At 71.8% G+C, this 25,847-nt stretch carries 19 protein-coding genes and 3 tRNA genes; 8 read left to right on the top strand and 14 right to left on the bottom strand.

All coding sequences use genetic code 11. The features are described 5' to 3' along the window. Window positions 1-58: 58 nt before the first annotated feature. The 4 genes from ACIQCJ_RS02975 to ACIQCJ_RS02960 all read right to left on the bottom strand — a co-directional run bounded on the left by ACIQCJ_RS02975 (window position 59) and on the right by ACIQCJ_RS02960 (window position 3,541). Window positions 59-1,183, bottom strand: a complete 1,125-nt coding sequence (locus ACIQCJ_RS02975) for a substrate-binding domain-containing protein (protein WP_391159396.1) — start codon at window positions 1,181-1,183, stop codon at window positions 59-61. 368 nt (window positions 1,184-1,551) lie between these two features. Beyond that, window positions 1,552-2,388 carry an SAM-dependent methyltransferase gene (locus ACIQCJ_RS02970; protein ID WP_355336177.1) on the bottom strand — a complete coding sequence of 279 codons (837 nt, stop codon included), beginning with the start codon at window positions 2,386-2,388 and terminating at the stop codon, window positions 1,552-1,554. Between the two features lie 45 nt (window positions 2,389-2,433). Then, window positions 2,434-2,664: a DUF397 domain-containing protein gene (locus ACIQCJ_RS02965; RefSeq protein ID WP_355336175.1), complete on the bottom strand. Its 231-nt coding sequence runs from the start codon at window positions 2,662-2,664 to the stop codon at window positions 2,434-2,436. Window positions 2,665-2,668: 4 nt separating this feature from the next. Continuing rightward, a complete protein-coding gene (locus ACIQCJ_RS02960; protein ID WP_355336173.1) occupies window positions 2,669-3,541 on the bottom strand; it encodes a helix-turn-helix transcriptional regulator in 873 nt (290 codons plus the stop codon). 24 nt (window positions 3,542-3,565) lie between these two features. On the opposite strand from ACIQCJ_RS02960, the gene ACIQCJ_RS02955 reads away from it, so the two are divergent. The 5 genes from ACIQCJ_RS02955 to ACIQCJ_RS02935 all read left to right on the top strand — a co-directional run bounded on the left by ACIQCJ_RS02955 (window position 3,566) and on the right by ACIQCJ_RS02935 (window position 8,819). Beyond that, window positions 3,566-4,198, top strand: coding sequence for an ATP-binding protein (locus ACIQCJ_RS02955; RefSeq protein WP_355336171.1), 633 nt, complete (start codon window positions 3,566-3,568; stop codon window positions 4,196-4,198). Between the two features lie 200 nt (window positions 4,199-4,398). Continuing rightward, a tRNA-Asp gene (locus ACIQCJ_RS02950) sits at window positions 4,399-4,473 on the top strand. A gap of 4 nt (window positions 4,474-4,477) precedes the next feature. Next, window positions 4,478-4,551, top strand: a tRNA-Phe gene (locus ACIQCJ_RS02945). Between the two features lie 136 nt (window positions 4,552-4,687). After that, the gene (gene hrpA / locus ACIQCJ_RS02940) at window positions 4,688-8,641 is read left to right on the top strand and encodes an ATP-dependent RNA helicase HrpA (RefSeq protein WP_391159393.1); all 3,954 of its coding nucleotides are present in this window, start codon (window positions 4,688-4,690) and stop codon (window positions 8,639-8,641) included. Between the two features lie 103 nt (window positions 8,642-8,744). Continuing rightward, a tRNA-Asp gene (locus ACIQCJ_RS02935) sits at window positions 8,745-8,819 on the top strand. A gap of 665 nt (window positions 8,820-9,484) precedes the next feature. Here ACIQCJ_RS02935 and bldC read toward each other — a convergent pair. Then, entirely contained in the window at window positions 9,485-9,691 is a 207-nt protein-coding gene (gene bldC, locus ACIQCJ_RS02930; RefSeq protein ID WP_003949541.1) for a developmental transcriptional regulator BldC, read from the bottom strand. 577 nt (window positions 9,692-10,268) lie between these two features. Then, window positions 10,269-11,114, bottom strand: a complete 846-nt coding sequence (locus tag ACIQCJ_RS02925) for a hypothetical protein (RefSeq protein ID WP_355336167.1) — start codon at window positions 11,112-11,114, stop codon at window positions 10,269-10,271. 249 nt (window positions 11,115-11,363) lie between these two features. On the opposite strand from ACIQCJ_RS02925, the gene ACIQCJ_RS02920 reads away from it, so the two are divergent. Next, the gene (locus ACIQCJ_RS02920) at window positions 11,364-12,518 is read left to right on the top strand and encodes a Leu/Phe/Val dehydrogenase (protein WP_401716927.1); all 1,155 of its coding nucleotides are present in this window, start codon (window positions 11,364-11,366) and stop codon (window positions 12,516-12,518) included. 244 nt (window positions 12,519-12,762) lie between these two features. Beyond that, window positions 12,763-13,014, top strand: coding sequence for a DUF3073 domain-containing protein (locus tag ACIQCJ_RS02915; RefSeq protein ID WP_355336163.1), 252 nt, complete (start codon window positions 12,763-12,765; stop codon window positions 13,012-13,014). A gap of 108 nt (window positions 13,015-13,122) precedes the next feature. On the opposite strand, the gene purM is transcribed toward ACIQCJ_RS02915, so the two are convergent. The 5 genes from purM to ACIQCJ_RS02890 all read right to left on the bottom strand — a co-directional run bounded on the left by purM (window position 13,123) and on the right by ACIQCJ_RS02890 (window position 19,894). Then, window positions 13,123-14,220, bottom strand: a complete 1,098-nt coding sequence (gene purM / locus ACIQCJ_RS02910; RefSeq protein ID WP_355336161.1) for a phosphoribosylformylglycinamidine cyclo-ligase — start codon at window positions 14,218-14,220, stop codon at window positions 13,123-13,125. A 54-nt stretch (window positions 14,221-14,274) separates the two neighbouring features. Next, window positions 14,275-15,792 carry an amidophosphoribosyltransferase gene (gene purF / locus ACIQCJ_RS02905; protein WP_355336160.1) on the bottom strand — a complete coding sequence of 506 codons (1,518 nt, stop codon included), beginning with the start codon at window positions 15,790-15,792 and terminating at the stop codon, window positions 14,275-14,277. Between the two features lie 225 nt (window positions 15,793-16,017). Then, entirely contained in the window at window positions 16,018-16,824 is an 807-nt protein-coding gene (locus ACIQCJ_RS02900) for a sterol carrier family protein (RefSeq protein WP_402710515.1), read from the bottom strand. Between the two features lie 36 nt (window positions 16,825-16,860). Then, window positions 16,861-19,521, bottom strand: coding sequence for a caspase family protein (locus tag ACIQCJ_RS02895; protein WP_402710514.1), 2,661 nt, complete (start codon window positions 19,519-19,521; stop codon window positions 16,861-16,863). A gap of 4 nt (window positions 19,522-19,525) precedes the next feature. Beyond that, window positions 19,526-19,894 carry a hypothetical protein gene (locus ACIQCJ_RS02890; RefSeq protein ID WP_355336154.1) on the bottom strand — a complete coding sequence of 123 codons (369 nt, stop codon included), beginning with the start codon at window positions 19,892-19,894 and terminating at the stop codon, window positions 19,526-19,528. A 253-nt stretch (window positions 19,895-20,147) separates the two neighbouring features. Here ACIQCJ_RS02890 and ACIQCJ_RS02885 point away from each other — a divergent pair, with 253 nt between their 5' ends. Next, complete coding sequence (locus ACIQCJ_RS02885) at window positions 20,148-21,104, top strand: TIGR03564 family F420-dependent LLM class oxidoreductase (RefSeq protein WP_391043550.1); 957 nt, start codon at window positions 20,148-20,150, stop codon at window positions 21,102-21,104. 66 nt (window positions 21,105-21,170) lie between these two features. On the opposite strand, the gene ACIQCJ_RS02880 is transcribed toward ACIQCJ_RS02885, so the two are convergent. From ACIQCJ_RS02880 to ACIQCJ_RS02870, 3 genes are read right to left on the bottom strand one after another with little or no spacing between them, the layout of a single operon-like run. Next, window positions 21,171-21,965 (bottom strand): hypothetical protein, encoded by a 795-nt coding sequence (locus ACIQCJ_RS02880; RefSeq protein ID WP_355336152.1) that lies wholly within the window; start codon window positions 21,963-21,965, stop codon window positions 21,171-21,173. Between the two features lie 36 nt (window positions 21,966-22,001). After that, window positions 22,002-23,441 (bottom strand): serine/threonine-protein kinase, encoded by a 1,440-nt coding sequence (locus tag ACIQCJ_RS02875; protein ID WP_402710513.1) that lies wholly within the window; start codon window positions 23,439-23,441, stop codon window positions 22,002-22,004. Further along, complete coding sequence (locus ACIQCJ_RS02870) at window positions 23,428-25,824, bottom strand: PQQ-binding-like beta-propeller repeat protein (RefSeq protein ID WP_402710512.1); 2,397 nt, start codon at window positions 25,822-25,824, stop codon at window positions 23,428-23,430. Before ACIQCJ_RS02870 ends, ACIQCJ_RS02875 begins: the two co-directional genes overlap by 14 nt. Window positions 25,825-25,847 lie beyond the last annotated feature (23 nt).

The following is a 25,847-nucleotide window of genomic DNA, read 5'->3' as shown; positions in this document are numbered from 1 at the left end:
CCGAGCACCGGCTCCCCGGCGCGTGGGCTCGCGGGCGGCGGGCAGGGCGGGTGGGGGGTCATGGGCGTGGGTCCCGGGGCCGCGCCGGAGGCGGTCCCGCGCTGGCGCCCGGCCGGAAGGGGCAGGCCACCAGCGGCTCGGTGGCCGCCGCGATGTCCTCGCCCGCCACGAGGGCGGCCAGCATGCGGACGGCCGCGGCGCCCAACTCCGGCCGGGGGATGTCGAATCCGGTGGGCACCGGCTCGCCCGCGAGGTCGGGCGGCGGGCTGCCGAGCAGGGCGAGCGAGGCGTCGCGCGGGGCCTCGATCCCGGCGGCGCGGGCGGCGCCGCGCAGGGCCCGCCACGCGCTGCCGGTGTCGGTCTCCTCGGCGACGAACGCGGTGACGCCCTCGGCGAGCCAGCCGCGCAGCCGCTCGGGCGTCAGCTCGCGCTCGGGCGCCGCCGAGCGGAAGACGGCCGCGGGGCCGCCGGGCAGCCCGGCCGCCTCCAGGCCCTTGAGGAAGCCGTGTTCACGGTCGGTCGACGCGGGCGCCTCGTCGTCCTCGCGTACGAGCACGATCCGGCGGTGGCCGAGCTCCGCGAGCCGGGCCACGACCTCACGGGTGGCGTTGACGTAGTCCGCGCCGACCCAGGGCAGGCCCTCCAGCTCGTCCCTGCGGCCGATGTGGACCACGGGGAAGCCGTCGCCGACCAGGCGGCTCAGCTCCTGCGCGGGCGCGTGACGGCCGAGGAAGAGACAGCCGTCCGCCAGCCGGACCCGGCTCAGCGCCTCGGGTCCGGCGGCCCCCGCGCCGCCGGAACTGGAGCCGGTGAAGAGCACCAGGTCGTAGCCGCGCGCGGCGGCCTCCTGCTCGACGCCCACCAGGAACGGGTAGTACGAGTGCTGCACGTCGGTGGGGAAGGTCGCGGTGAAGCTGAAGACGCCCAGCAGGTCGTTGCGGGCGGCGGCCAGCCTGCGGGCGGCCGGGTCGGGGACGTATCCGAGGCTGCGCGCGGCGTCGAGCACCTTGCGCCGGGTCTCCTCCGAGATCGCGACACCCTCCCGCTTGCCGCCGAGCACCAGCGAGACCGTGGCCTGCGAGACGCCCGCGAGCCGCGCGACCTCCGCCTGGCGCGGCCGTGACGTGCGCCCGGTCGGCGAGGGCGCCCGGCCCGGCCGGGATCGCTTCCTGGGTTCGTCCACCTGTGCTCCTCCTTCGTTAATGCGCATTAGTAATGCGCATTAACGAGCACTGTGGACCTTGCCACGCGTCACGTCAAGAGGATGGACCGCATTTTCCGGCCACGCCCGCGCGCCCCGCCGACCTGTGGTTATCGTCGGAAGCGCCGTCTTGGGTGGCGGGAAACCTTGTCCCGCTGGGGCCGCGGCGCCTCATCGGCGGCCGACGGCGTCACCGTCCCCCCGGCCGCTCAGGGAGCGGCCGGGCGGGACACATCCGCGCGGAACGTATCGGCGCGGGAGGGTATCGGCGCGGGAACCTGCACCGGCCGAGGACGTACGAGCCAAGGACGTACGAGTCGAGGACGTACGAGCCGAGGACGTACGAGCCGTTACGGCTTGTACGCCACTCCCCCGTACATCGCGACCTGCGAGTCGTCGACCGTGCCCTCGGCGGCCGGGTCCGGGCGCCAGTTGTGGACGAGGGTGACACCGGGCTCGACCAGGTCGAGGCCCGCGAAGAAGGGCAGCACCTCGGCGTGGGTCCGGTTGCGGGCGGGCATGCCGCGCTTGGTGTACTCGGCGACGACACCCCCGATCGGCTTCGGGCTGGAGTCGGTGGTGACCGTGGAGATCGCCAGGTAGCTGCCGGACGGCAGGATGTCCACGTACTGCTTGACCAGGTCGTACGCCTTCTGGTCGTCCGTGACGAACTGGAGCACGGCGATGATCGACAGGGCGACCGGCCGGGACAGGTCCAGGGTCTCGGCCAGCTCGGCCGAGCCCAGGATCGCCGCCGGGTCCTTCATGTCCGCGTGGATGTAGGCGGTACGGCCCTCGGGCGTGCTGGTCAGCCGGGCGCCCGCGTGGGCCAGCACGATCGGGTCGTTGTCCATGTAGACCACGCGCGCGCTCGGGGTGACGCCCTGCGCGACCTCGTGGAGATTCGGCGAGGTCGGAATGCCGGTGCCGATGTCCAGGAACTGGTCGATGCCCTGCTCGGCCATGAAGCGGACGGCCCGGTGCATGAATTTACGGTTCTCACGCATCGATATCCGCAGACTGGGCCAGCCGCTCAGCATCTGCTCGGCGGCCTCGCGGTCCAGCGGGTAGTTGTCCTTGCCGCCGAGAATGTAGTCGTACACGCGTGCCGAGTGCGCGACGCTCGTGTCGATCTCGGGCGGCTCGTAGTTCGCAGGCCGCCGCGTCCAGGCCATGTCGTCGGGCATCCGCTGTTCCTCCTGAGTACGCCTGCGTTAAGTAAGTGATGAGCGTCAGGAAACCGGGAGGCTGGCCTGTCCAGCCTCCCAGCCCTGGGAGAAGACGTCGAGTTCGATCTGCGTGAAGATCAGCGCGGGACCTTCCGGATCAGTGGACTGGCGGACCGCGTAACGGCCGTCGGGAAGCCTGCGGACCTCCACGCAACTGCCGCCGTTGCTCCCGCTCCACGGCTTGTGCCAGCCTTCCGCTCCCAGCGTGAGAACAGCGTTGTGTATGCGATTCACTGGCCTAGAGCTCCTTGCGAATGGCACCGAGGAATTCTCCGGTGCGTTGTACTGGCAGGGCGTGGGCGCACATACGGTCCAGGGCTTCCTGGAACGTCGTGACATCGTCGTACTCGTCGAGATAGACCGCACCGACGAGATTCTCGACATAGACGATGTCGGAGATCTCCTCGTGCGGGAATCGGAAGATGTGGAACGACCCGTACATGCCCTCGTGCGCGCAGATGCCGAAAGGCATCACCTGAAGCTTGATGTTCGGCTGTTCGGCCGCTTCGATGAGGCGGTCGATCTGGGCCCGCATGATCTCGGCGGGCACCATGGGACGGCGGAACACGGTCTCGTCCATGACCACCCACAATTCGGGCGGATTCGCGGAGGTGAGCAGTTGCTGCCGCTGTTTGCGGACGGCGACCCGGCGCTCGACCTCCTGGGCGGCCTTCTCCTCCGCGTCGTGGAGGCCGGCCCGCAGCACGGTCAGCGCGTATTCCTCGGTCTGGAGCAGGCCGGGGATGTAGTGGGGTTCGTAGGCCCGGATGAGGCTGGCCTCTTCCTCCAGGCTGACGTAGCCGCTGAACCAGGTGGGCAGGGCGTCCCGGTAACGGTGCCACCAGCCGGGCTGGTTGGCCTCGCGGACGAGGGCGAGGAAGGTCCTGGCCTCATCGCCCGGGACGCCGTACTCCTCCAGCAGCGTCTTGACGTAGGGGAGCTTCCACTTGCCCTTGGCCAGCTCCATGCGTCGGATCGTCAGAGGAGCCACGTCGAGGACGACGGCGGCGTCCTCGAACGACTTCCCGGCGGCGACCCGCAGGTCGCGCAATCGTCTGCCGAGCACCATCAGCCGAACGGTCGAGCCGCCCGACGACTGCGCAGCGGTCACGCCCCGGCTCCTCTCACCGAGTCCATGGGAGAAGTGTGCCACCCCCTCAGTGATATCCACACCTCGATTGCCTTCTCGGTGAAATTATCAAGATTAACCTTGCCCACTGAGCGCGTCGGGGCGCATAGTGGCCAGGTGACCACGTTCACGCACACGCGATGGAGAGGAATCTCCGCTGTGGGTTCACCTACCACCGATACCGTGAGTTCCCGTCTGACTACTCCCGGCATTGGCTCCGCTTCCCGTACGCCCCGCCCCCGTGCCGACGGCTGCACATTCGAACTGCTGGCATGCGGCGCGTCGGTTTCCGAGGCCCGGCGCCGTGCGCGCGCATATCTGACCGCGCGCGGATGCGGGCTGGACGCCTGCGATACGGCCGCTCTGTTGGTGAGTGAACTCGTCACCAATGCCGTGCGTCATACGACGAGCCCGACCGTCATCTGTTCCGTCCGGCGGGACGGCGTACGAGTCCGTATCGAGGTCGAGGACCACGGAAACGTCGGCGAGGGCCCGGTGATGCGCGACAGCGGCACCCATGAGGTCAACGGCCGCGGGCTGCTGCTGGTGGACGCGGTGTGCGACGAGTGGGAAGTGGCTCCGGGCCGCGACGGCATCGGCCGGATCGTGCGCGCGGTGTTCCGCGACGAGACGGTCTGACGGCGTCGCCCTCGCCTGCTCACCGGCACCCCGCTCCGCCCGCTCACCGAAAAGGACCACCTCGGGGGTCTGCTACGCTGATCCAGCGACGTGCCCCTGTCCCAGCGTGATCCTGCGGTCACTTTCTGGTCCCGGATCAGCGGCGGACAAGCGGTACGGAGCATCCGAGATCCTGTGCGAGAATTATCCCGCACAAGCTTGGTCCTGTGGAGCAGTTTGGAGTGCTCGCCACCCTGTCAAGGTGGAGGCCGCGGGTTCAAATCCCGTCAGGACCGCTGCGGCTGGGTAGCTCAGTTGGTACGAGCGACCGCCTGAAAAGCGGTAGGTCGCCGGTTCGACCCCGGCCCCAGCCACCGCACGACGTAGGCCCCGTCTCCGGACGGGGCCTACGTCGTTCCCGTGCGCCATGCGCCCCACCGTCACCGTGCGTACCGCCGCGGGGAAATGCGTTCGCCGCGCGCCCGCCGCAGATGCGATCCTGGACCGCGTATGTCTACCCAACCCACCTCCGCTGATCTCGCCGAACGGCTGCCGTCGCTGACTTTGCGCGACGAGCAGCGGCTCGGCCGCCGACTCGACGGCGCCCGCCGTATCCGCAAGCCGGAGGCGCGGGCCGCGGTGCTGGCCGAGATCGCCGCCGAGATGGACAAGGGCGAGGCGAGGCTGGCGGCCCGCCGCGCCGCCGTGCCGAGGATCAGCTATCCCGAGGCGCTGCCGGTCAGCCAGAAGAAGGACGACATCCTGGCGGCGATCCGCGACCACCAGGTGGTGATCGTCGCGGGCGAGACCGGCTCGGGCAAGACGACGCAGATCCCGAAGATCTGCCTGGAGCTGGGCCGCGGGGTGCGCGGCCTGATCGGCCACACCCAGCCGCGCCGGATCGCGGCCCGTACCGTCGCCGAGCGCGTGGCGGAGGAGCTGGCGACACCGCTCGGGGAGGCGGTCGGCTGGAAGGTCCGCTTCACCGACCAGGTCGGCGACTCCACGCTGGTCAAGCTGATGACCGACGGCATCATGCTCGCCGAGATCCAGACCGACCGCGAGCTGCGCGCGTACGACACGATCATCATCGACGAGGCGCACGAGCGCAGCCTCAACATCGACTTCATCCTCGGCTACCTGGCCCAACTCCTGCCGCGCCGCCCGGACCTGAAGGTGATCATCACCTCGGCGACGATCGACCCGCAGCGCTTCTCCCGGCACTTCGGGGACGCGCCGGTGGTCGAGGTCAGCGGCCGGACGTATCCGGTGGAGGTCCGCTACCGGCCGCTGGCCGACGAGGGCGCGGACGGTGACGAGGGGGCCGACGACCGCGACCAGATCACCGCGATCTGCGACGCGGTCGACGAACTCCAGGCCGAGGGGCCGGGCGACATCCTGGTCTTCCTCTCCGGCGAGCGCGAGATCCGCGACACCGCGGACGCGCTGACCAAGAAGAACCTGCGCTCGACCGAGGTGCTGCCGCTGTACGCGCGGCTGTCGTCGGCCGAGCAGCACCGCGTGTTCCAGCAGCACAGCGGGCGCCGCGTCGTGCTGGCCACGAACGTCGCCGAGACGTCGCTGACCGTCCCCGGCATCCGGTACGTGATCGACCCCGGCACCGCCCGGATCTCCCGCTACAGCCACCGCACCAAGGTGCAGCGGCTGCCGATCGAGCGGATCAGCCAGGCCAGCGCCAACCAGCGCAAGGGCCGCTGCGGCCGTACGTCGGACGGCGTCTGCATCCGGCTGTACGACGAGGACGACTTCCTGTCCCGGCCGGAGTTCACCGACGCCGAGATCCTGCGCACCAACCTGGCCTCGGTCATCCTCCAGATGACGGCGGCCGGGCTCGGCGACATCGCGCGCTTCCCCTTCATTGACCCGCCGGACAGCCGGAACATCAAGGACGGTGTCCAACTCCTCGAAGAGCTGGGCGCGTTGGACCCCAAGGAGAAGGACCCGCGCAAGCGGCTGACCCCGCTGGGCCGCAAGCTCTCGCAGCTCCCGGTGGACCCGCGGCTCGCCCGTATGGTGCTGGAGGCCGACCGCAACGGGTGCGCGCGCGAGGTCATGGTGATCGCGGCGGCGCTGTCCATCCAGGACCCGCGCGAACGCCCCGCGGACAAGCAGACGCAGGCCGACCAGCAGCACGCCCGCTTCCGCGACGAGACCAGCGACTTCCTGTCCTTCCTCAGCCTGTGGGGCTATGTCCGCGACCGGCAGAAGGACCTGTCCTCGTCGGCCTTCCGCCGCATGTGCCGCTCGGAGTTCCTGAACTACCTGCGCATCCGCGAGTGGCAGGACATCTACAGCCAGCTCCGTACGGTCGCCAAGTCCCTGGGCATCACGGTCACCGAGCCCAGGTCCGAGGACGACGCGGCCGATCCGGTACGGGTCCACCAGTCGTTGCTGGCGGGGCTGTTGTCGCACCTGGGGCTCAAGGACACCGACAAGAACGAGTACTTGGGCGCCCGCAGCGCGAAATTCGCCGTCTTCCCCGGCTCGGCGCTGTTCAAGAAGCCGCCGCGCTGGATCATGTCGGCCGAGTTGGTGGAGACCTCCCGGCTGTGGGCGCGGGTCAACGCGCGGATCGAGCCGGAGTGGGTGGAGCCGCTGGCCCAGCACCTGGTCAAGCGCACCTACAGCGAGCCGCACTGGGAGAAGGACCAGGCGGCCGTGATGGCGTACGAGCGCGTCACCCTCTACGGCGTCCCGCTGGTCGCCCAGCGCAAGGTCACCTACGGCCGGATCGACCCCGAGGTCTCCCGCGAGCTGTTCATCCGCAACGCGCTGGTCGAGGGCGACTGGCGCACCCACCACCAGTTCTTCCACGACAACCGCAAACTCCTCGGCGAGGTCGAGGAGTTGGAGCACCGCGCCCGGCGCCGCGACATCCTCGTGGACGACGAGACGCTCTTCGACTTCTACGACGCGCGGCTGCCGGAGGACGTCGTCTCCGGCGCCCACTTCGACTCCTGGTGGAAGCAGAAGCGGCGCGAAGAGCCGGAGTTGCTGAACTTCGAGCACTCCATGCTGATCAACGAGAACGCGGAGGCCGTCACCAAGGACGACTACCCGGACTCCTGGCGGCAGGGCGCGCTCAAATTCCGCGTCACGTACCAGTTCGAACCGGGCGCCGACGCCGACGGCGTCACCGTCCACATCCCGCTCCAGGTCCTCAACCAGGTCTCGGCCGACGGCTTCGACTGGCAGATCCCGGGCCTGCGCGAGGAGGTCGTCACCGAGCTGATCCGCTCGCTGCCCAAGGCGATCCGCCGGCATTACGTCCCCGCGCCGAACTACGCCAAGAAGTTCCTGGAGCGCGCGGTCGCCGGGCCCGACCCCCTGCCGTCCGTGCTGGCGCGGGAGTTGCAGAAGATGGTCGGGGTGCCGGTCACCGGGGAGGACTTCGACCTCGGCAAGGTGCCCGAGCATCTGAAGATCACCTTCCGGGTGGTGGACGAGCGGCGCCGCAAGCTCGCCGAGGACAAGGACCTGGACGCGCTGCGGCTGCGGCTGAAGCCGAAGACGCGGGAGGCGATCACCAGGGCCTTCGAGTCGGCCTCCGACCCCGCGCTGGCCTCGGTCCAGCAGCGCACCGGGCTCACCGACTGGACGATCGGCGCGCTGCCGCGCACCTTCGAGGCGCGGCGCGCGGGCCAGCCCGTCAAGGCGTTCCCGGCGCTCGTCGACGAGGGCGCCACCGTGGCCGTACGGCTCTTCGACACCGAGCCGGAGCAGGCAGCGGCGATGTGGCGGGGCACACGGCGGCTGATCCTGCTCAACGTGCCGGTGAATCCGGCGAAGTTCGCCGCGGACAAGCTGTCCAACCAGCAGAAGCTGGCGCTCTCGCGCAATCCGCACGGCAGCGTGCAGGCGCTCTTCGAGGACTGCGCGACCGCCGCCGCCGACCGGCTGATCGCCGACCACGGCGGGCCCGCGTGGGACGAGGAGTCCTTCCGCAAGCTGTACGACGCGGTCCGCGCCGATCTGGTCGAGCTGACCTCGCGCAGCGTCCAGCGGGTCCAGCAGGTGCTGGCCGCCTGGCAGTCCTGCGAGCGGCGCCTGAAGGACACCACGAGCCTCGCGCTGGTCGCCAACCTCCAGGACGTACGGGAGCAGCTCGCGGGCCTGGTGCACGCCGGTTTCGTGACCGAGGCGGGGCTCAAGCGGCTGCCCGACCTGATGCGGTATCTGGTCGGCGTCGACCGCCGCCTCCAGCAGATGCCGACGGGGGTCCAGCGGGACACCACGCGAATGGAGAAGGTCCGGGAGATCCAGGCCGAGTACGGCGAGCTGCTGGCCGCCCAGCCGGCCGGGCGGCCGGTGCCGGCCGCGGTGCGGGACATCCGCTGGATGATCGAGGAGCTGCGCGTCAGCTACTTCGCGCACGCGCTGGGCACGGCGTTCCCGGTCTCCGACAAACGCGTCTTCAAGGCCCTCGACGACGCCTGGGCCTGACCGCCCCGCACCGCCCGGCCGCCCCCCGGCAACGAGTTCGACCCCACCCCCTGACCTGCTGTACAGTCTGTCTCGCAGCCGAGCCCAACAGGCTGTGACACCAGGTCCTGTGGAGCAGTTTGGAGTGCTCGCCACCCTGTCAAGGTGGAGGCCGCGGGTTCAAATCCCGTCAGGACCGCCGTACCGTCTGCCACTAGACCCGCACCTGCTCAGGTGCGGGTCTTTTCGCTGTCCCCGCAGACCGCACCACAGTACGTCGCAAGGCCCGTGCCTCCTCAAGGTGCGGGCCCTTTCGCTGTCCCCCGAAGCCGCGCCCGCTACGGCCTCCTCGTACCGCCGCGGGCGGGGCACCGGCGTCGGCGCGGAGAGCGCTCTCGGCCTACTCCCTCCGCACCGGGGGGAGTTCATTAGCGCACGGGGATCAAGATCCACAAGAGCCCGGCGTGTGACGGGAGTCACGGAAACCCGTTTCGGGAGTGGGGAACTCGACGCCCTCCGGAAGGCTCTCGATTTAATATGTGCAATTGCACCTCCCTGGGGACGACTCCGGCGCTAGCACGCAACCGCCCCCAGGACCCCACAGACCACGCCCCCGGCGCGCACGGAACGCCCACAAACCGCCCGCGCGGCCCCACATGACCCCGCGCCGCCCCGGCGCCGCCCCGGGCCGCCGCGGGCACGAAAAAGACCGCATCGGACCCGGCGGAGTCCGATGCGGTCTTGGTGAAGCTGGGTGGAGCTGGTAGAGCTCGTAGCTCCCTCCGGCGTCCCTGATGGGGGCAGGTGGCCTTCGGGCCGGGCGACGTATGGGGTGGGGGCCCCGTTAGCCGCCCAAAAGGGCTGTCAGGCCTCGCTGCGCTGCTGCGGAATGCCCGCCAACAGCGCGCGGACCTCCGCCTCGCGGTAGCGGCGGTGCCCGCCGAGCGTGCGGATGGATGTGAGCTTGCCGGCCTTTGCCCAGCGCGTGACCGTCTTCGGGTCGACGCGGAACATGGTGGCGACCTCAGCAGGGGTTAGCAACGGCTCGGCATCAGGGGTGCGAGCGGTCATGAGCGGCCTCCTCGAGAGAACCGAACCAACGCGGTTCTTTCCTCTAAATTCTGCACCTTGACCCACGTTGCCCGAAATGGCAGACGCGGGCCGAGTCGGTAATAGGACGAACGGCTTGTCCTCGGCACTACAACTACACCATCCGTCCAGCCTCGTCGGCCAAACCGATGGAATTGCCCTCTCAGGTGTTCAAGCTCGGCGGAAGCCGATGGACCATGCCATAGCGGACAGTCACACCAACGTGACGATCAGTCACAACCTGATCATCTGCCCCATCCCCACCTTCGAAACGAGTCCGAGGAGGACCCGATGTCCCATTTTGACACGAGACATGGTGATGCAGGCAAGAGTCCGCTTACGTGCTCTCCGTCACGCTTGGGCCATTACCGCCGCTCTCGATGCCAAAAGGCAAGCTGAGAGGCGGAAGAGACACAACGAGACAACAGAGGACCCGCGAACCCTGCGCCGAAGGTCACATCGGCCCATGCGTCGAACGCGGAGTCGATGCCAGGGCCAGAGCTTCGGCGCACATTCCGCCGGAGTCCCGACCGTGACCCGCGTCACGTCCCGCCTGCCCTCAACTGGAGAACTGAAGCTCCCTGACCGCCCGCCACCGGTCGGTCAGCCGCTCGTACGCCACCCCGGCCGCCGCCGAGTCCCCGGCCCGCAGCGCGGCGAGCCCCTCGGCCACATCGGCCGCCGAGCGGTCCTCCGCGAGCGTGTCCTGGCCCATCACGTGCACCAGGCCGCCGTAGTCCAGCTCGACCAGCGAGCGCGGGTGGAACTCCTCGAGCCAGCGCCCCACATCGATCAGCCCGTCGATCAACGGGCCCTCGTCCAGGGCGTCCTTGAGCACCCGCAGCGCCCGCGCGACCCGCCGCCTGGCCTGGACCATGGGCGTGCGGTACCGCAGCAGCGGCTCCTTCGACTCCCCCGCGCCCGACGGCTCGTACTCCCGCTCGTCGTCCCCGACGAGGGCGAACCAGCGCACCGGCACGTGCCAGGTGGCCGAGCGGATCCACGGCCGGGCGTCCGGATTCCGCTCCCGCCAGCTCTCGTGGTCGGCGGCGGCCTGCCGGCGTACGACCGGCGGCAGCATCGCGTCCAGCACCGGCTCGGGCAGCAGCTCCCCCACGTTCTCCAGAGCGAGCCAGCCGCGCAGCCGGGTGCGCCAGGGGCAGATGTGGGTGACGCCGGAGACCACGGCCACGAAGGCGTCGCCGCTCTCGTGCACCGGGACGGCCACCGGGGGCACCGGCAGGAGGTCGGCCAGGGACTGCCGTAGCTCGTCCTGAGCGGTACGCGTCAGCCCGGCCGACGCATACCGGTACCAGTGGGTGCGTTCGGGCTCTGGAAAGGCCGCCAGGGGCTCGTAGACCCGCAAATAGGCCGCGTACGGGACCAGTACCGGTGAACCGCCCACACCCGCTCCCTCGTCACGGCCTTGATGCTCCGATCGTCCCACGCGACCCCCCGCCCCGGAGGTGATCCCGGCCACTGTGAAAAACCGTCGCGGGATCACCGGAAACCCACACATGTACGCGGTCCCATGATCGCCCGCCCAGGGCCTACCCTTCTGCATATCCGGCCTCCCGCCACCCGCACGGGGAGCCGGAGGCCAGCAAGGCCAACCGGGTTCGCCCGGAAAAACTGGACTATGGGAGTCACCACCGTGACCGACGTACGACAGACCGACCGCTCCTCGTCAGTCGAGTCGACCGGCTCCACCGCGTCGACCGTCCTCGCCAAACTGTTCCGATCGGAACAGGGCGGGCACGAGCAGGTCGTCCTGTGCCAGGACCGCGCAACCGGCCTCAAGGCCGTCATCGCGCTCCACTCGACCGCCCTGGGCCCGGCCCTCGGCGGCACCCGCTTCCACGCCTACGCCTCCGACGAGGAGGCCGTCGAGGACGCGCTCAACCTCTCCCGCGGCATGTCGTACAAGAACGCGCTCGCCGGGCTCGACCACGGCGGCGGCAAGGCCGTCGTCATCGGCGACCCCGACACGCTCAAGACCGAGGAACTGCTGCTCGCCTACGGCCGGTTCGTGGCCTCGCTCGGCGGCCGGTACGTCACGGCGTGCGACGTCGGCACGTATGTCGCGGACATGGACGTCGTGGCCCGCGAGAACCGCTGGACGACCGGCCGCTCGCCGGAGAACGGCGGCGCCGGCGACTCCTCCGTACTCACCGCCTTCGGTGTCTTCCAGGGCATGCGCGCCGCCGCGAAGACCCAGTGGGGCGAGCCGACGCTGCGTGGCCGCCGGGTCGGCGTGGCCGGCGTCGGCAAGGTCGGCCACCACCTGGTGGAGCACCTGCTGGAGGACGGCGCCGAGGTCGTGATCACCGATGTCCGCGCGGACGCCGTCGACCGGATCGTCGCCCGTCACCCGCGGGTCACCTCGGTGAGCGACGCGCAGGTGCTGGTGCGCACCCCGCTCGACGTGTACGCGCCCTGCGCGCTCGGCGGCGCCCTGGACGACGCGACGGTCGCCGCGCTGACCGCCACGGTGGTCTGCGGCGCGGCCAACAACCAGCTCGCCCATCCCGGAGTCGAGAAGGACCTCGCCGACCGCGGCATCCTCTACGCGCCGGACTACGTGGTGAACGCCGGTGGCGTGATCCAGGTCGCGGACGAGCTGCACGGTTTTGATTTTGACCGCGCGAAGACCAAGGCCACGAAGATCTACGACACGACTCTGGCCATTTTCGACCGGGCCAGGACCGACGGCGTCCCCCCGGCCGTGGCCGCGGACAGGCTCGCGGAACAGCGGATCGCGGACCGTACACCGGCTTCGGAATGGCTGCGTCCGGAGGGGTCCGCGTGACCGACAGCACGGCCCGATAGCAAGTTCGCGCTAGAAGAAGGTAAAATCGGCCCTGACCAGGCAGAACAGGGCCGTGAACGACCCCTGTTCCGACGCGTGTCGTGCGGGCGACGTACCGTGCGGCGTCGGAAGCAGGTACCGTTGTGGGCCTACGGACCGGTCTCTCTCCGGGGAGGCCGCTCCGAATCATGAACGCGTGTCAAGACTCGGGGCCGCTGAGCCCCGCCGTTAAGGGGGTCGAGCCATGGGGCGCGGCCGGGCCAAGGCCAAGCAGACGAAGGTCGCCCGCCAGCTGAAGTACAACAGCGGCGGCACGGATCTCTCACGTCTGGCCGACGAGCTGGGCGCATCGTCACCGCTTCCGGTCAATCCGGAGCCTGTCGAGGACGATGACGACGAGGATGACGACCCGTACGCACAGTACGCGGATCGCTACAACAACGACGGGGACGAGGACGACGAGTCCGAGTCATCCCCCCAGCGCCGTCACGCTTGACACCTGTCACGTAGACGCACATCACCGCATGTCACGTCGGCCCGGTCCGGGGTCCCGCCCCGGACCGGGTTTCGTCGTCGGCTCGTCGGCGCTGAGGACCCCACCGCTCTACCGCGCGTAGTCGCCGGTCAGTTCGACGGCCGCCGTGCCGCTTTCGCGTGCCGTGATCTCGCCGCTCACCCAGGCCCCTACGCCCCGGTCGGCGAGGGTCGCGAGCGCGACGTCCACGGACTCCTGCGGCAGGACGGCGATCATGCCGACGCCCATGTTCAGCGTCTTCTCCAGCTCCAGGCGCTCGACCCCGCCCAGCTCCCCGACCAGTCCGAAGACCGGCGCGGGCTCCCAGGTGGAGCGGTCGACGGTGGCCCGCAGGTGGTCGGGGACGACCCGCGCCAGGTTGTTGGCGAGCCCGCCGCCGGTGATGTGCGAGAAGGCGTGCACCTCGGTGGTACGGGTCAGCGCCAGGCAGTCCAGCGAGTAGATCTTCGTCGGCTCCAGCAGCTCCTCACCGAGCGTGCGGCCGAACTCCGGCACCTGCCGGTCCAGCGACCAGCCCGCCCGGTCGAACAGCACGTGCCGGACCAGGCTGTAGCCGTTGGAGTGCAGCCCCGACGACTCGATGGCGACGACCGCGTCACCGGGCCGGATCAGGTCCGCGCCCAGCACTTGGTCGGCCTCGACCACTCCGGTGCCCGCGCCCGCCACGTCGAAGTCGTCCGCGGCCAGCAGCCCCGGGTGCTCGGCGGTCTCGCCGCCGACCAGCGCGCAGCCCGCGAGCACACAGCCCTCGGCGATGCCCTTGACGATGGCCGCGACCCGCTCGGGGTAGACCTTGCCGACGCAGATGTAGTCGGTCATGAACAGCGGTTCCGCGCCGCACACCACGAGGTCGTCCACGACCATGCCGACCAGGTCGTGGCCGATCGTGTCGTAGACGCCCATACGGCGGGCGATGTCCACCTTGGTGCCGACGCCGTCGGTCGCGGAGGCGAGCAGCGGGCGCTCGTACCGCTTGAGCGCGGAGGCGTCGAAGAGTCCGGCGAAGCCGCCGAGCCCGCCGACCACCTCGGGGCGGGTGGCCTTGCGGACCCACTCCTTCATCAGGTGGACGGCACGGTCGCCGGCCTCGATGTCGACGCCCGCGGAGGCGTAGCTGGCACCGGAGAAGTCAGCGCCGGTGGAGGCGGCGCCGGTTGACTCAGACATAGCTGGGGAACCTTCGTGTCGTTCGTGCGGAGGGCTGCGTGGCTGCCGCGGAGCCTACGGGCGGCGGAGCGCGTCCGCGGCGTCCGCGCCACCGGCCAGTTCGGTCTCCAGCAACTGCTTGCCCAGCAGCTCCGGGTCGGGCAGGTCCATCGGGTACACGCCGTCGAAGCAGGCGCGGCAGAGGTTGTCCTTGGGGATGGTGGTCGCCTCGACCATGGCGTCGATGGAGATGTACGCGAGTGAGTCCGCGCCCAGCGAGGTGCCGATCTCGTCCACGGTCATGCCGTTGGCGATCAGTTCGGCGCGGGTGGCGAAGTCGATGCCGAAGAAGCAGGGCCACTTCACGGGCGGCGACGAGATCCGTACGTGCACCTCGGCGGCGCCCGCCTCGCGGAGCATCCGGACCAGGGCGCGCTGGGTGTTGCCGCGGACGATCGAGTCGTCCACGACCACCAGGCGCTTGCCGCGGATGACTTCCTTGAGCGGATTGAGCTTGAGCCGGATGCCGAGCTGCCTGATGGTCTGCGACGGCTGGATGAACGTACGGCCGACGTAGCTGTTCTTGACCAGCCCGGAGCCGTACGGGATACCGCTGGCCTCGGCGTACCCGACGGCGGCCGGGGTGCCGGACTCCGGCGTCGGTATCACCAGGTCGGCGTCGACCGGGGCCTCCTTGGCGAGACGGCGGCCCATCTCGACGCGGGAGAGGTAGACGTTGCGCCCGGCGATGTCGGTGTCGGGGCGGGCGAGGTAGACGTACTCGAAGACGCAGCCCTTGGGGGCGGCCTCGGCGAAGCGGGAGGTGCGCAGGCCGTTCTCGTCGATGGCGATCAGCTCGCCGGGCTCGATCTCCCGGACGAAGCTGGCGCCGCAGATGTCGAGGGCGGCGGTCTCGGAGGCGACGACCCAGCCGCGCTCCAGCCGGCCGAGGACCAGCGGGCGGATGCCCTGGAGGTCGCGGGCCGCGTACAGGGTGTGCTCGTCCATGAAGACGAGGCTGAAGGCGCCCTTGACCTGCGGCAGCACCTTCGTGGCGGCCTGCTCGACGGAGAGCGGGTTGCCCTCGTCGTCGACCTGGCCCGCGAGCAGCGCGGTGACCAGGTCGGTGTCGTTGGTGGCGGCGACCTTGGTGGCCCGCCCCGGGCCCTGCGGGAGGGAGGCGACCAGTTCGGCCAGCTCGGCCGTGTTGACCAGATTGCCGTTGTGCCCGAGGGCGATGGAGCCCTGGGCGGTGGCGCGGAAGGTGGGCTGCGCGTTCTCCCACACGGAGGCGCCGGTGGTCGAGTAGCGGGCGTGGCCGACGGCGATGTGGCCGGTCAGCGAGCCGAGAGAGGTCTCGTCGAAGACCTGGGAGACCAGGCCCATGTCCTTGAAGACCAGAATCTGGGAGCCGTTGCTCACTGCGATGCCCGCGGACTCCTGACCGCGGTGCTGCAGGGCATACAGCCCGAAATAGGTGAGTTTGGCGACCTCTTCACCGGGGGCCCAGACACCGAAAACGCCGCAGGCGTCCTGGGGGCCCTTCTCACCGGGGAGCAGGTCGTGGCTGAGTCGTCCATCACCACGAGGCACGTTCACGAGTCTAGGGCAGGATTGCCCATCGTCCGAACGGGCGACCCTTGCATCTCCAGGTTCTATGCGCGTAGTGCCTTGCGGGGCAAGGGCATGTGACGTGGGCCCCGCCGTTCGGGTGCCACCGGTCCGGGCGGGGCAGCTCCGGGCGCCCCCAGGTCCGGGGGCCGGGTCGGCTCCGGGTGCCGCCGGTCCCGGGGGCCGGGTCGTCGTCCGGTGGGGAGGTCAGCCCAGGACGGGGAGGTACGCGTCCAGGTCGGCGCGCTCGCCGCTGGCGCTCACGGTCGCGGCGTCCACTTCCCGCGCCCAGGTCGTACGGCCGGTCGCCAGCCGGAGCCAGGTCAGCGGATCGGTCTCCACGACGTTCGGCGGCGTGCCCCGGGTGTGCCGCGGGCCCTCGACGCACTGCACCGCCGCGTACGGCGGGACGCGGACCTCCACGGAATTGCCCGGCGCCTTGGCGGCGAGCGCGTCCGCGAGCAGCCGGACGACGGCCGCGACGGCGTGCCGGTCCAGCGGCACGTCCACGCCGGTCGCCCGCGCCAGGTCGTCGCTGTGCACCACCAGCTCCACGAGCCGCGTCACGGTGAAGTCCAGCGCCCGCATCCCGCCGAACACGTCCGGCACCACCAGATCCGTCCGCAGCGCCCGCTCCCTGCACCCGGCCAGTTCCTCGGCCGCCGCCGCCATCGCCTCGGCCGGGTCCCCCATGGCCGCGGCGGCCTCCTTGGTCGTGGCGTCCAGCCGGTCGGCGATCCCGGCCGTCGAGACGGCCCAGGTGTCCAGGTCGGTCAGCTGCCCTTTCCCGGCGGGCACGGCTTCGGCCACGTAACGCGGCAGCACCACGGTCTGCCGTACGACATGCGCGACGAGCGTCCGTACGTCCCAGCCGGGCAGCCCGCTCTCCCGCTGGAGCCGCTCCCCCGTCAGGGCGCTCACGGCCGACCGGAGATGCCCCGCCTGCGCGGTGAGCGCCCCCCACGTCCGGTCGGGCTCATACGTCCGCGCGCGTCGGCGCCGTTCAACGGGCATGCGCCCGAGGTTATACGGGCCCACTGACAGCGACGGTCACGGGCGGGACGGGGCCGGGAGGGCGGGCATGAGGGCGAGACGGCGGGCGAGGGCGCTGACCTGTTGGGGGCCGAGAGCGAAGGCGTACCGCTTGAGGGCGAAGGTGGCGGCGTCCTTCATGTCCGCCTCGGCGAGACCGGCGACGAGGTCGGCCAGGATGGGCGGGCTGCTCTCGGTGAGGGAGCGGCTGGCGATGACCGCGTTGACGCACTCCGGCAGGGAGTGGTCGTGCAGGGCGACGAGCCACCTCACCAGGTAGGTGCCTGTCGCCACGTAGTGCTGGCGGGACAGGGCGGTGCGGACCTGCTCGCCGTATCCGGCGGCCCACAGCGCGGCGGTGGCGTAGACGCGCGCTTCGAGGGCGACGGTCGGACCGACCAGACGGCTCACCTCGGCGACCGACAGCTCGCTGTCGCCGTCCCGCTCCTTGGCGGCGAGCGCGGCCAGCACGGCCCTCTCGACGCCGAACGCCTCCGCGTTGTCGATGAGGAAGAGCAGCCGCCTCGCGGCTCCCATCGGGTCGGCGCGGATCTGGAAGCGGAACAGCGTGACCAGGGCGGTCGGGTCGTCGGCGGCGCGCAGCGCCTCCAGGACCTCCAGGAAGTCCTCGTCCGGCAGGAGCGCGACCGAGGCGAGGAAGTCCTCGTAGTCGCCCGGCGCTGCCAGCAGACCGCTGAGGAGCCGGAGCCGGTCGGCGACCGGGCGGCTGTTGACGGCCGTGACCAGTTGGGCGCGGTCCCGCTCCCGGCCCGGCCCGAACGACGCGAGCAGCGCCGCGATCTCCTCGGGCGAGCGGGTCAGGGCGGTGGCGAGCAGCCGGTTGGCGTCCACCGGCCAGCCCATGTCGCGCAGCGCCTCCACGAAGTAGGGGGTCGTCTCGACGGGATGTGTGAAAGCGGCGGCGCGCATCAGGTGGCGTACGCCGTCCGCGTGGCCGCTCTCGCGGAGGGCGTCGGCCAGCTCCACGACGGCAGGGGCGTCGTACGACTCGGCGGCTGCCGCGAGCGCGATCAGCGCGCGGCCCTCCATGCCCGCGCTCCACAGCGCCTCGCACAACTCGGCCAGCCCGGCGGGTGTTTCGGCCTCCGTGACGGCGGTGTCGAGCAGGGTGGTCGCGAATCCCTGGAGCAGGACGATCCGCGCGTCCGCCGTCTCGGGCGGCCGGCCCCCGGTCCGCTCCTCCTCCCGCTCCTCGTCCACCGCCTTCAGGACGCGGATGAGGTCGACCGGCGACCTTCGGACGACGACCGCCGCGGCCCGCACGTACAGCTCGAACGCCTTCTGCCGACGGCCCATCGTCAGCAGCGCGTCCGCGAACCGTACGGCCTCCTCGTCCGACTCGGTGGTGGCCTCGGCCAGGACGCGGTCGGCGTCGGCGTCCAGCTCCGCGGACCACAGGGCGCCGAGCAGGCCGAGGACGTACTCGGTGTACGCGTTCTCCGCGACCGTCCTGGACAGCAGCCGGTCCGCCTCGGCCGGGTATCCGGCGGCGCGCAGCGCCCGCACCGTGCCCACGACGATTTCGGGGATCTGGGTGGTCACCACCTCGATCAGCCCGTGCGGGGCCTCTTCCGCGCCGTCCACGGCGTACAGCGCCTCCAGGCACTCCACGACCGCCTGCGGGCCTCGCGCGGCGACTTCCTGGAAGGGGATGCCCCAACTGTCCCCGTTCAGAAGGGCGACGAGCGCCGCGACCTCCTGCGGGGGCCGCAACGCGCCCGCGAGGCGCAGCAGTTCCCGGGCGTGCGCGCGTCCGCCTTCGGTCTGCCCCAACCGCACGTACTCCCTCGCGAGGGCGCGGGGCTTTCCTCGCAGCGCCTCCTTCAGGTCGTTCGGGATCGTGAGGGCGGGCGGGGCGGGCTTCGGGCCCGGCAGCGTCTCGGACGGCGGCGGCGCCGCGTGCGCCGCCCCGTACCGGTTGCGGGCGATGGCCAGCGTGCGGCCGGTGTTGCTCAGCCGCTGCTGCGGCAACGGCCGTCCCTTGGCGAGGAGTTCGCCGCGCAGCCGCTCGTAGACGCTGGTGACCTCGATCAGGGAGTCGCCGCCGGGCAGGCCCTGGTCGAGGAGGCGGATCAGCTCGCCGGTGAAGGCGGTGTAGGTCTCGCCGGGCGGGGCGAGCGCCTTGCGGGTGGCGGCGCTCGCGGTGAGGAGGTACGACCCGGCGATACGGGTCTGCTCGGCCATCTCGACCGGCGCGTTCGCCGCGCCGCCGCCGCTCATGCCGCCGACGAGCGCGCCGCCGCTGTAGCAGCAGTCGAGGATCACGATGCGGTTCGCGTCCCGTCGGGCGGTGAGGACTTCGCGGCGCACGGAGTCGAAACCGACGGAGGTGTAGGGGCGTTGGGGGTCGGTGGACGGCAGCGTCAGCAGCAGGCCGTCGGCGTCGCTGAGGCCGTGGCCCGCGTAGTACACGAGCAGCGTGTCCTCGGTCCTGCGGGCCGCGTCGTGGACCGCGTCCAGCACCTCGCCCGGCGACGCGGGTTCCGGGACCCGTACGCAGCGGTCGGGCGGCAGGCCCCAGACGGTGGGGTCTTCGAGCAACTCCCCTAAGCGGGCGAGGTTGTTCGCGACGGCCGGCAGGTCGTCGAGGCCCGGGTCGGCGAAGGTCGAGGAGCCGATGAGGACGGCGTACGAGCGGAGCGGGTCGGCGAGTTCCACGGCCCTACTCCACCTCGGGCGGCCCCGCGGGCGGCTGCTGCGGCTCCGCGAGGACGGCCAGCAGGCGGCGTACGGCCTCTTCGGAACCGTCCTGCCCCGACACGGTCACGGTCAGCCCGTCGGATTCACGGGTGAAGGTGAAGCCCGATCCCGGCGGGCGCGGCGCCCGCGACTTCCACCAACCGGCGTACACCACGGCGAGGTTGGCGAGGGCCACGGCGTGCGTGAGCACGAGGTCGATGACCTCGACGGGGCCCATCTCCCCGGCCTTACCGCCGGTCCGCGTCGCCAGCCGGACCTCGTCGGGACCGTCCTCGTCGGTGCGCAGCCACTCGGACAGCTCCCGCAGCTCAGCGGCCCCGTCCTCGTCCACCGCCGCAATACTCAACCGCACTACCGCCACCCCCCGGCGTCCGTTCCCGCGCCCACCAGAACACGGTCTCACCGGATCGTGTCACAGCCGGGCGCGCGCCCGGCACCGGTTCGCCACAAGTGAGCCGGTCGGCCGGTGCGGACGCGCGCCGCGGGCGGGCCGGCGGGGCCGGACGCCGGCCGACCGCGACCCGGCCCGGTGTCCTTCCGCCCCCGGTTCACACACCTGACACGACGCCGTCACACTCGGCGGAATACCTGGTCAGGAGCGCGGGGTTCTCACCACCATGACTGTAGGAGTGACACTCCACGCGTCCGAGGCGGCGAACCAGGTCGACGCCACCGTAGAACTCGCCCGTGAGGCCGCGGCCCACGGCCTGCGCTCGGCCTGGTTCGGGCAGACCTTCGGCGCCGACTCGCCGCAGCTCGCCGCGATCGTCGGACGTGAGGTGCCCGGCCTCCACGTCGGCACCTCCGCGATCCCGGTCTTCGGGCGGCACCCGCTGCTGGTCTCCAGCCAGGCCCAGACCGCCCAGGCGGCCACGCACGGCCGCTACCACCTCGGGCTCGCGCTCGGCACCAAGCTGCTGACCGAGGCCGGATTCGGCATCCCCTTCGAGCGGCCCGTGGCCCGCCTGCGCGAATTCCTCACCGCCCTGCGGCAGTTGACGCAGACCGGCGCCGCCGACTTCCACGGCGAACTGCTCACCGCCGCCACCCCGGTTCCCGCGCGCGTGCCGGGCGCCGAGGGCGGTGTTCCGCTGCTGGTCGCCGCGATGGGGCCGCAGGCCCTGCGCGTCAGCGGGGAACTGGCCGACGGCATCCTGCCCTACCTGGCCGGGCCGCGCGCCCTGAGCGAGCACATCGTCCCGGCCGTCACCGCGGCGGCGCGGGCGGCGGGCCGCCCCGCGCCCCGGATCGTGGCCCTGGTGTCCGGCGTGGTGACGGACGACGTCGACACGGTCCGGGCGAAGGCCACCGAGCAACTGGCCTTCTACGAGCAGATCCCCTCCTACGCGCGCGCCATCGAACTCTCCGGCGGCCGGCGCGCCTCCGACGTCGCGGTCATCGGCGACGAGGAGACGGTCGCGGCCGAGGTACGGCGCTACCGGGACGCCGGCGCGACCGAGGTGGTGTTCTCGGGCACCGACATCGCGGGCGAGGCGGACCGCCTGCGCACCTGGACGCTCCTCGGCGAACTGGCGGGCTGACCACGCCACTTCACCGGGCGGGCGTCGTTATTCGCCGTCGTCAGTCGCCGTCATCTGTCGCCGTCATCAGTCGCCCAGGAGGTCCAGGTCGGCCTTGGTGATCGTGGTGGTGAGCAGAAGGTCGGTGATGAGGTTGTGGTTGAGCGCGTTGCCGACCGGCGGGGGCACCTCGTGTTCGAGGAGGCCGCGGATGTCGGTCTCGCGGTGGAGACGGCGGCGGAGCTTGGCGACGACGTGGGCCGCGCGTTTGGCGCTCCAGGGGTCGGCGGGGTGGAGGTCGGTGAGTTCGTAGGCGACCTGGGACCAGGTGAGGGGCTGGGGCTGGGGGTCGTTGCGGAGGTAGCGCTGGGCGAGGCAGGTGAGGACCAGCTTCTCCTCGTCGGTGAGGTCGCGGGTCTCGCGGTCGCTGGTCTCGCGCTCGTGGGCGACGGAGGCCGAGCCCCGGACGGCGGCGCCGGGCTGCGGGCCGGCGGAGGCGATCCGGACCTCCAGCAGGTGCTCCTGGCGCGGGGCGACGATGAAGAGCGGGGTGTAGCCGGTGCTCAACTCGGCCTGGTCGCCGCCGAGTACGAGACGTGAACCGGGAAAGCGGATCGGCAGCTTGCCCGTGTTGCCGAGGGTCCAGCGGGAGTGCGCGTAGGCGATGATCCCCTGGCGGCGGCTGACGCACGCGTCGCCCGTGCCGACGCAGACGTGGACGTCCAGCTCGTTGCGGCCGAACATCACGGCGAAGTCCGCGTCCGGGGCGACACTCATGCCGCCGCTCGGGCCGAGCACGAAGAGCGTGCCGGGCGCGGCGGCGGGAATTCCCCGGCTGAGGCTGCCGATGTCCTTGGGCAGGAAGCTGACTTTGCTCACCATGGTGAATGCCTTTCTCCTCGGCCGGGGGCGCACACGCTAACCGTCGAGCCCCGGGAGGGGTCCCGGCAGGGAACTGGACCCGCCCCCCGCGATGTCGGTGGGATACGTCGGACCGAACGGCGTTTTGGTGGGAGCGCGTTGGTCGAACACCGCGCTGCCGTCCAGCAGGATGCGGCAGTGCGCCGTGCCCGAGCCGAGGGTGAGCCTGATCTCCCAGCCGACGGAGCCCGCGACCCCCGGCACCTCGACCGTCCTGCGCCAGGGCAGCTTCTGCGGCTTCCTGCTCCTGGTCACCTTGCCGTTGACGGCGTACGAGACCGTCGTCAGGGTGCCGGTCCCCGTGACCTCGAAGACCAGGGAGACCGGCTTCGCCGAGGGCGTGGGGGCCGTGGGGGCCGCCGTGGCCGTGGGGGTGGCGCCCGCGCGCGAACGCGTGGGCGTCGTACGCGACTTCCCGTCACCGCCCGGTCCCTCACCGGACGACGAGCCGTCCGAGTGCGTGGCCAGCACCGCCGCCGTGGCCCCGGCCACGGCCACGACGGCCGCCGCCACGCCGCCCAGCAGGACGCGGCGCCGCCCCGGCCCGGTTGACGGCGGCGAGAGGCCGGGCGGGTTGTCGGCGGCGCTCGCGTTCGCGTCGATGGCCGTGACGACCTGCGGCGGGAGCCAGTGGACGGCGGGGACCGCGCTCTCGTCCGGCGCCGGGGCGAGCCGTTGGACCAGCGCGGCGGCGGTCGGGCGCGCGGCGGCGTCGGGCCGTCGGCAGTCGGCGACGAGGGCACGCAGCGCGTCCGTACCGCCGCCGTCCTCGACCCCGCCGTCGGCGCTCCCGTACGCGTACGCCAGCGTCGCGCCCAACGAGTAGACGTCGCTCGGCGGACCGGCCGCGCCCGCGACCTGCTCCGGGGACATGAAGCCCCAAGAGCCCGCGTGGCCGGACGCGTTGACCGATACGTGGCCGGGTCCGGGCGGCGTCCCGGGCGGCGCGGGCGGGGCCGTCGTCGCGATGCCGAAGTCGATCAGCCGGGGGCCGTCGGCCGTCAGCAGGACGTTCGCCGGCTTGACGTCGAGGTGGGCGACCCCGTTGCGGTGGAGGTCGGCGAGGGCTTCGGCGAGACCGGCGGCGAGGCGGCGGACAGAGGCGGCCGGGAGCGGGCCGAAGCGCTCGACGGTGTCGCGCAGGGAGAGCGACGGCAGGAATTCGGTGGCCATCCAGGGCGTGGCGGCGTCGGGGTCCGTGCCGAGGACGGAGGGGCTGTGGACGCCGCCCGCGGCGGAGTTGGCGGCGATCTCACGCCGGAACCGTTCGCGGTACGGGAGTTCGCGGGCGAGGTCGGCGTGCATGACCTTGACGGCGACGGACCGGCCGCCCCGGGAACGGGCCAGGTAGACGGTGGCCATGCCGCCCGTGCCGATGCGCGCCAGGGTCCGGTACGGGCCGACCGTACCGGGGTCGCCGGGTTCAAGCCGCAGCATTCGGGGCTCCGTTCGGTGACCCACTCGGTGTGACGCTCGGCGCTCCACCCGGTGTGGCGGTCGGTGTCACGCCGCCTGACGTCGCGCCCGGCGTTCCGCTCCGGATTCCGCCCGGCGTTCCGTTCCGGATTCCGTCCGGCGGGCTGACCGCGTCGAGGTAGCCGTCCCGTGTGCCCAGGACGACGAGCCCGCCGACTGCCAGCGCTCCCCACGCCGGATCGGCGGAGGCGCCGGGTTCGTTCATCGCGTCGGCGCCGTAGGTCCACAGGACGCTGCCGTCTGCGGCGTCGAGGGCGTAGACGACGGAGTCGGTCGTACCGACCCACAGCGTGCCGCCCGACAGGCCGATCGCCGTCGACTCGCCGTACGGACTCGCCGTGTCCTGGCCCATGCGGCGCGACCAGACCTCCGCGCCCGTACTGGCCCGCAGCGCGCGGATGTGGCCGTCGACGTCGTCGGCGAAGAGCAGGCCGCCGCCGGTGCGGCGGTACGAACTCCGCGTGTCCACCGTCTTGTTCCACGCGGCCTTGCCGGTGGCGGAGTGGAGAGCGAACAGGTTGCCGTACGCGTCGTGGGTGAACACGAAGCCGTCGCCGCCGATGACGGTGTCCATCGGCTGGTCCGCCAGCTTGTGCGTCCAGCGGACGCGGCCGGTGGTCGCGGACAGGGCGGTGATCGCGTTGGTGCCCCGCGCGGTGCTCTCGACCAGGACGAGCCCGGCGCCCGCCGTGGCGTACTGCCCTTCCACGGTCGTACGCCAGATGACCTTGCCGCTCTTGGCGTCGAACGCCGTCACCGCGTCGCCGCCCGTGACGCAGACCATCGAGCCGGTGGCCGCCGCGCCCCACACGAAGTTCATGAGCGGCACCCGGTAGGTCCACAGGGTGGCGCCCGAGGCCGGGTCGAGGGCGCGCAGCGTGGAGGTGTCGTTCTCGCGCTCGTCGATCACGAACGCGGCGCCGTCGCCGACGGTGATCTTGGATGCCTGAGTGGCGAAGTCGATGGGTCGCGACCAGAGTTGCCTCCCGGTGCGCGCGTCGAGGGCGCGGGCCACGGCGGTGCCCGTGTCGTTCGCCGTGAGGAGGACGTCGCCGGTGGCGTAGATGTCGGGGTAGCCCTGCCCGTTGGCGGGCACCTTGGTCTTCCACCGCGAGGTGGCTTCCGGGGGGTCGGTGGGGGACGGCGGCGAGGCCGGGCCGCTCGACGGCTTCGGCCCGACGGACGCCCGGCCCTTGCCGGACGGCCCGGGGCCCGGGTCCGAGCCGGTGCCCCGTACGGCCAGTACGACCCCTGCCGTGACGGGTACGGCGGCGACGGCGGCCACCGTCAGCAGCAGTGTGCGGCGGCTCGGGTCGCGGAGGGTGCCGGGTGGCTTCGGGGGCCCGGGCGGCAGCGGCGGCGGACCGGCGGCCGGGTCGGCCGTCGTCTGGCCCGGCGCCACGGCCTGCGGTCCCGGCGCTCCTTCGGGCCGCACCCGCCCCGGCGTCGGGGCGTACGGCGGCGGCTCCGCTCCCGTCATCCGCCGGTCCACCGCCTCGGCCATCGGCGGCGGCAGCCACCGCGTGCCCTGCACGGACGCCTCCGGCTCGCCGAGCCGTTCCAACAGGGCGGCGGCGCTGGGGCGTTCGCCGGGCTCGCGGCGCAGGCAGGACGCGACGAGGGCCCGCAGCCCCCGATCCGTCACCCCGGTGAGATCCGTCCGCGCGCGCCGTACCCGTTCCAGCGTGGCCGCCCGGTCGCCGTCGCCGAAGGGCTCCCGCCCGGTCGCCGCGAACACCAGCACCGCGCCGAGCGCGAAGATGTCGCTGTCGGAGCCCGCGAGCCCGCCGGACGCCTGTTCGGGCGACATGAAGCCCGGCGTGCCGAGCAGCGCGCCGGGGGCGGTGATCGACGTGGCGCCGTCGGGGCGGGCGATCCCGAAGTCGATCACGCGGGGGCCGCCCACCGTGAGCATGATGTTCTCCGGCTTGAGGTCCCGGTGCGCGAGGCCCGCGCGGTGGATGTCCACCAGCGCCTCGGCCAGGGCCGCCGCCAACAGGCGTACGGCGGCGGGCGGCAGACCGCCGTACGCGCCGACCGCCTCCCGCAGCGACAGGCCCGGCAGGTACTCGGTCACCAGCCACGGCACGGCGGCGTCCGCGTCGGCGTCCAGCAGCGGCGCGGTGAACGCCCCCGTCACCGTACGGGCCGCCGCCACCTCCCTGCGAAAGCGCGCCCGATAGCGCGCGTCCCGCGCGAACCCGGCCTTGACGACCTTGACCGCCACCGCGCGCCCGCCCGGCGAACGCCCCAGGTACACCACGCCCATTCCGCCCGCGCCCAGTCGCGCCAGCAGCCGATGACCCCCGATCTGCTCCGGGTCCTCCGGTTGTAGCGGCTCCACGGCGCTCATTCCTTCTCGGCCGC

This window comes from Streptomyces sp. NPDC093221 (assembly GCF_044753885.1).
Classification (GTDB): Bacteria; Actinomycetota; Actinomycetes; order Streptomycetales; family Streptomycetaceae; genus Actinacidiphila.
The sequence above is the reverse complement of the archived record's forward strand: the minus strand, read 5'-3'. Positions and strand labels throughout refer to the sequence as shown.

Bases quoted from the DNA above. Each gene is read 5' to 3' on its own strand.
- ACIQCJ_RS02880 (WP_355336152.1), bottom strand. From the start codon at position 21,965: ATGGTGAGCAAAGTCAGCTTCCTGCCCAAGGACATCGGCAGCCTCAGC.
- purM (WP_355336161.1), bottom strand. From the start codon at position 14,220: ATGTCTGAGTCAACCGGCGCCGCCTCCACCGGCGCTGACTTCTCCGGT.
- ACIQCJ_RS02970 (WP_355336177.1), bottom strand. From the start codon at position 2,388: ATGCCCGACGACATGGCCTGGACGCGGCGGCCTGCGAACTACGAGCCG.
- hrpA (WP_391159393.1), top strand. From the start codon at position 4,688: ATGTCTACCCAACCCACCTCCGCTGATCTCGCCGAACGGCTGCCGTCG.
- bldC (WP_003949541.1), bottom strand. From the start codon at position 9,691: ATGACCGCTCGCACCCCTGATGCCGAGCCGTTGCTAACCCCTGCTGAG.
- ACIQCJ_RS02900 (WP_402710515.1), bottom strand. From the start codon at position 16,824: ATGCCCGTTGAACGGCGCCGACGCGCGCGGACGTATGAGCCCGACCGG.
- ACIQCJ_RS02955 (WP_355336171.1), top strand. From the start codon at position 3,566: ATGGGAGAAGTGTGCCACCCCCTCAGTGATATCCACACCTCGATTGCC.
- ACIQCJ_RS02915 (WP_355336163.1), top strand. From the start codon at position 12,763: ATGGGGCGCGGCCGGGCCAAGGCCAAGCAGACGAAGGTCGCCCGCCAG.
- ACIQCJ_RS02875 (WP_402710513.1), bottom strand. From the start codon at position 23,441: ATGCTGCGGCTTGAACCCGGCGACCCCGGTACGGTCGGCCCGTACCGG.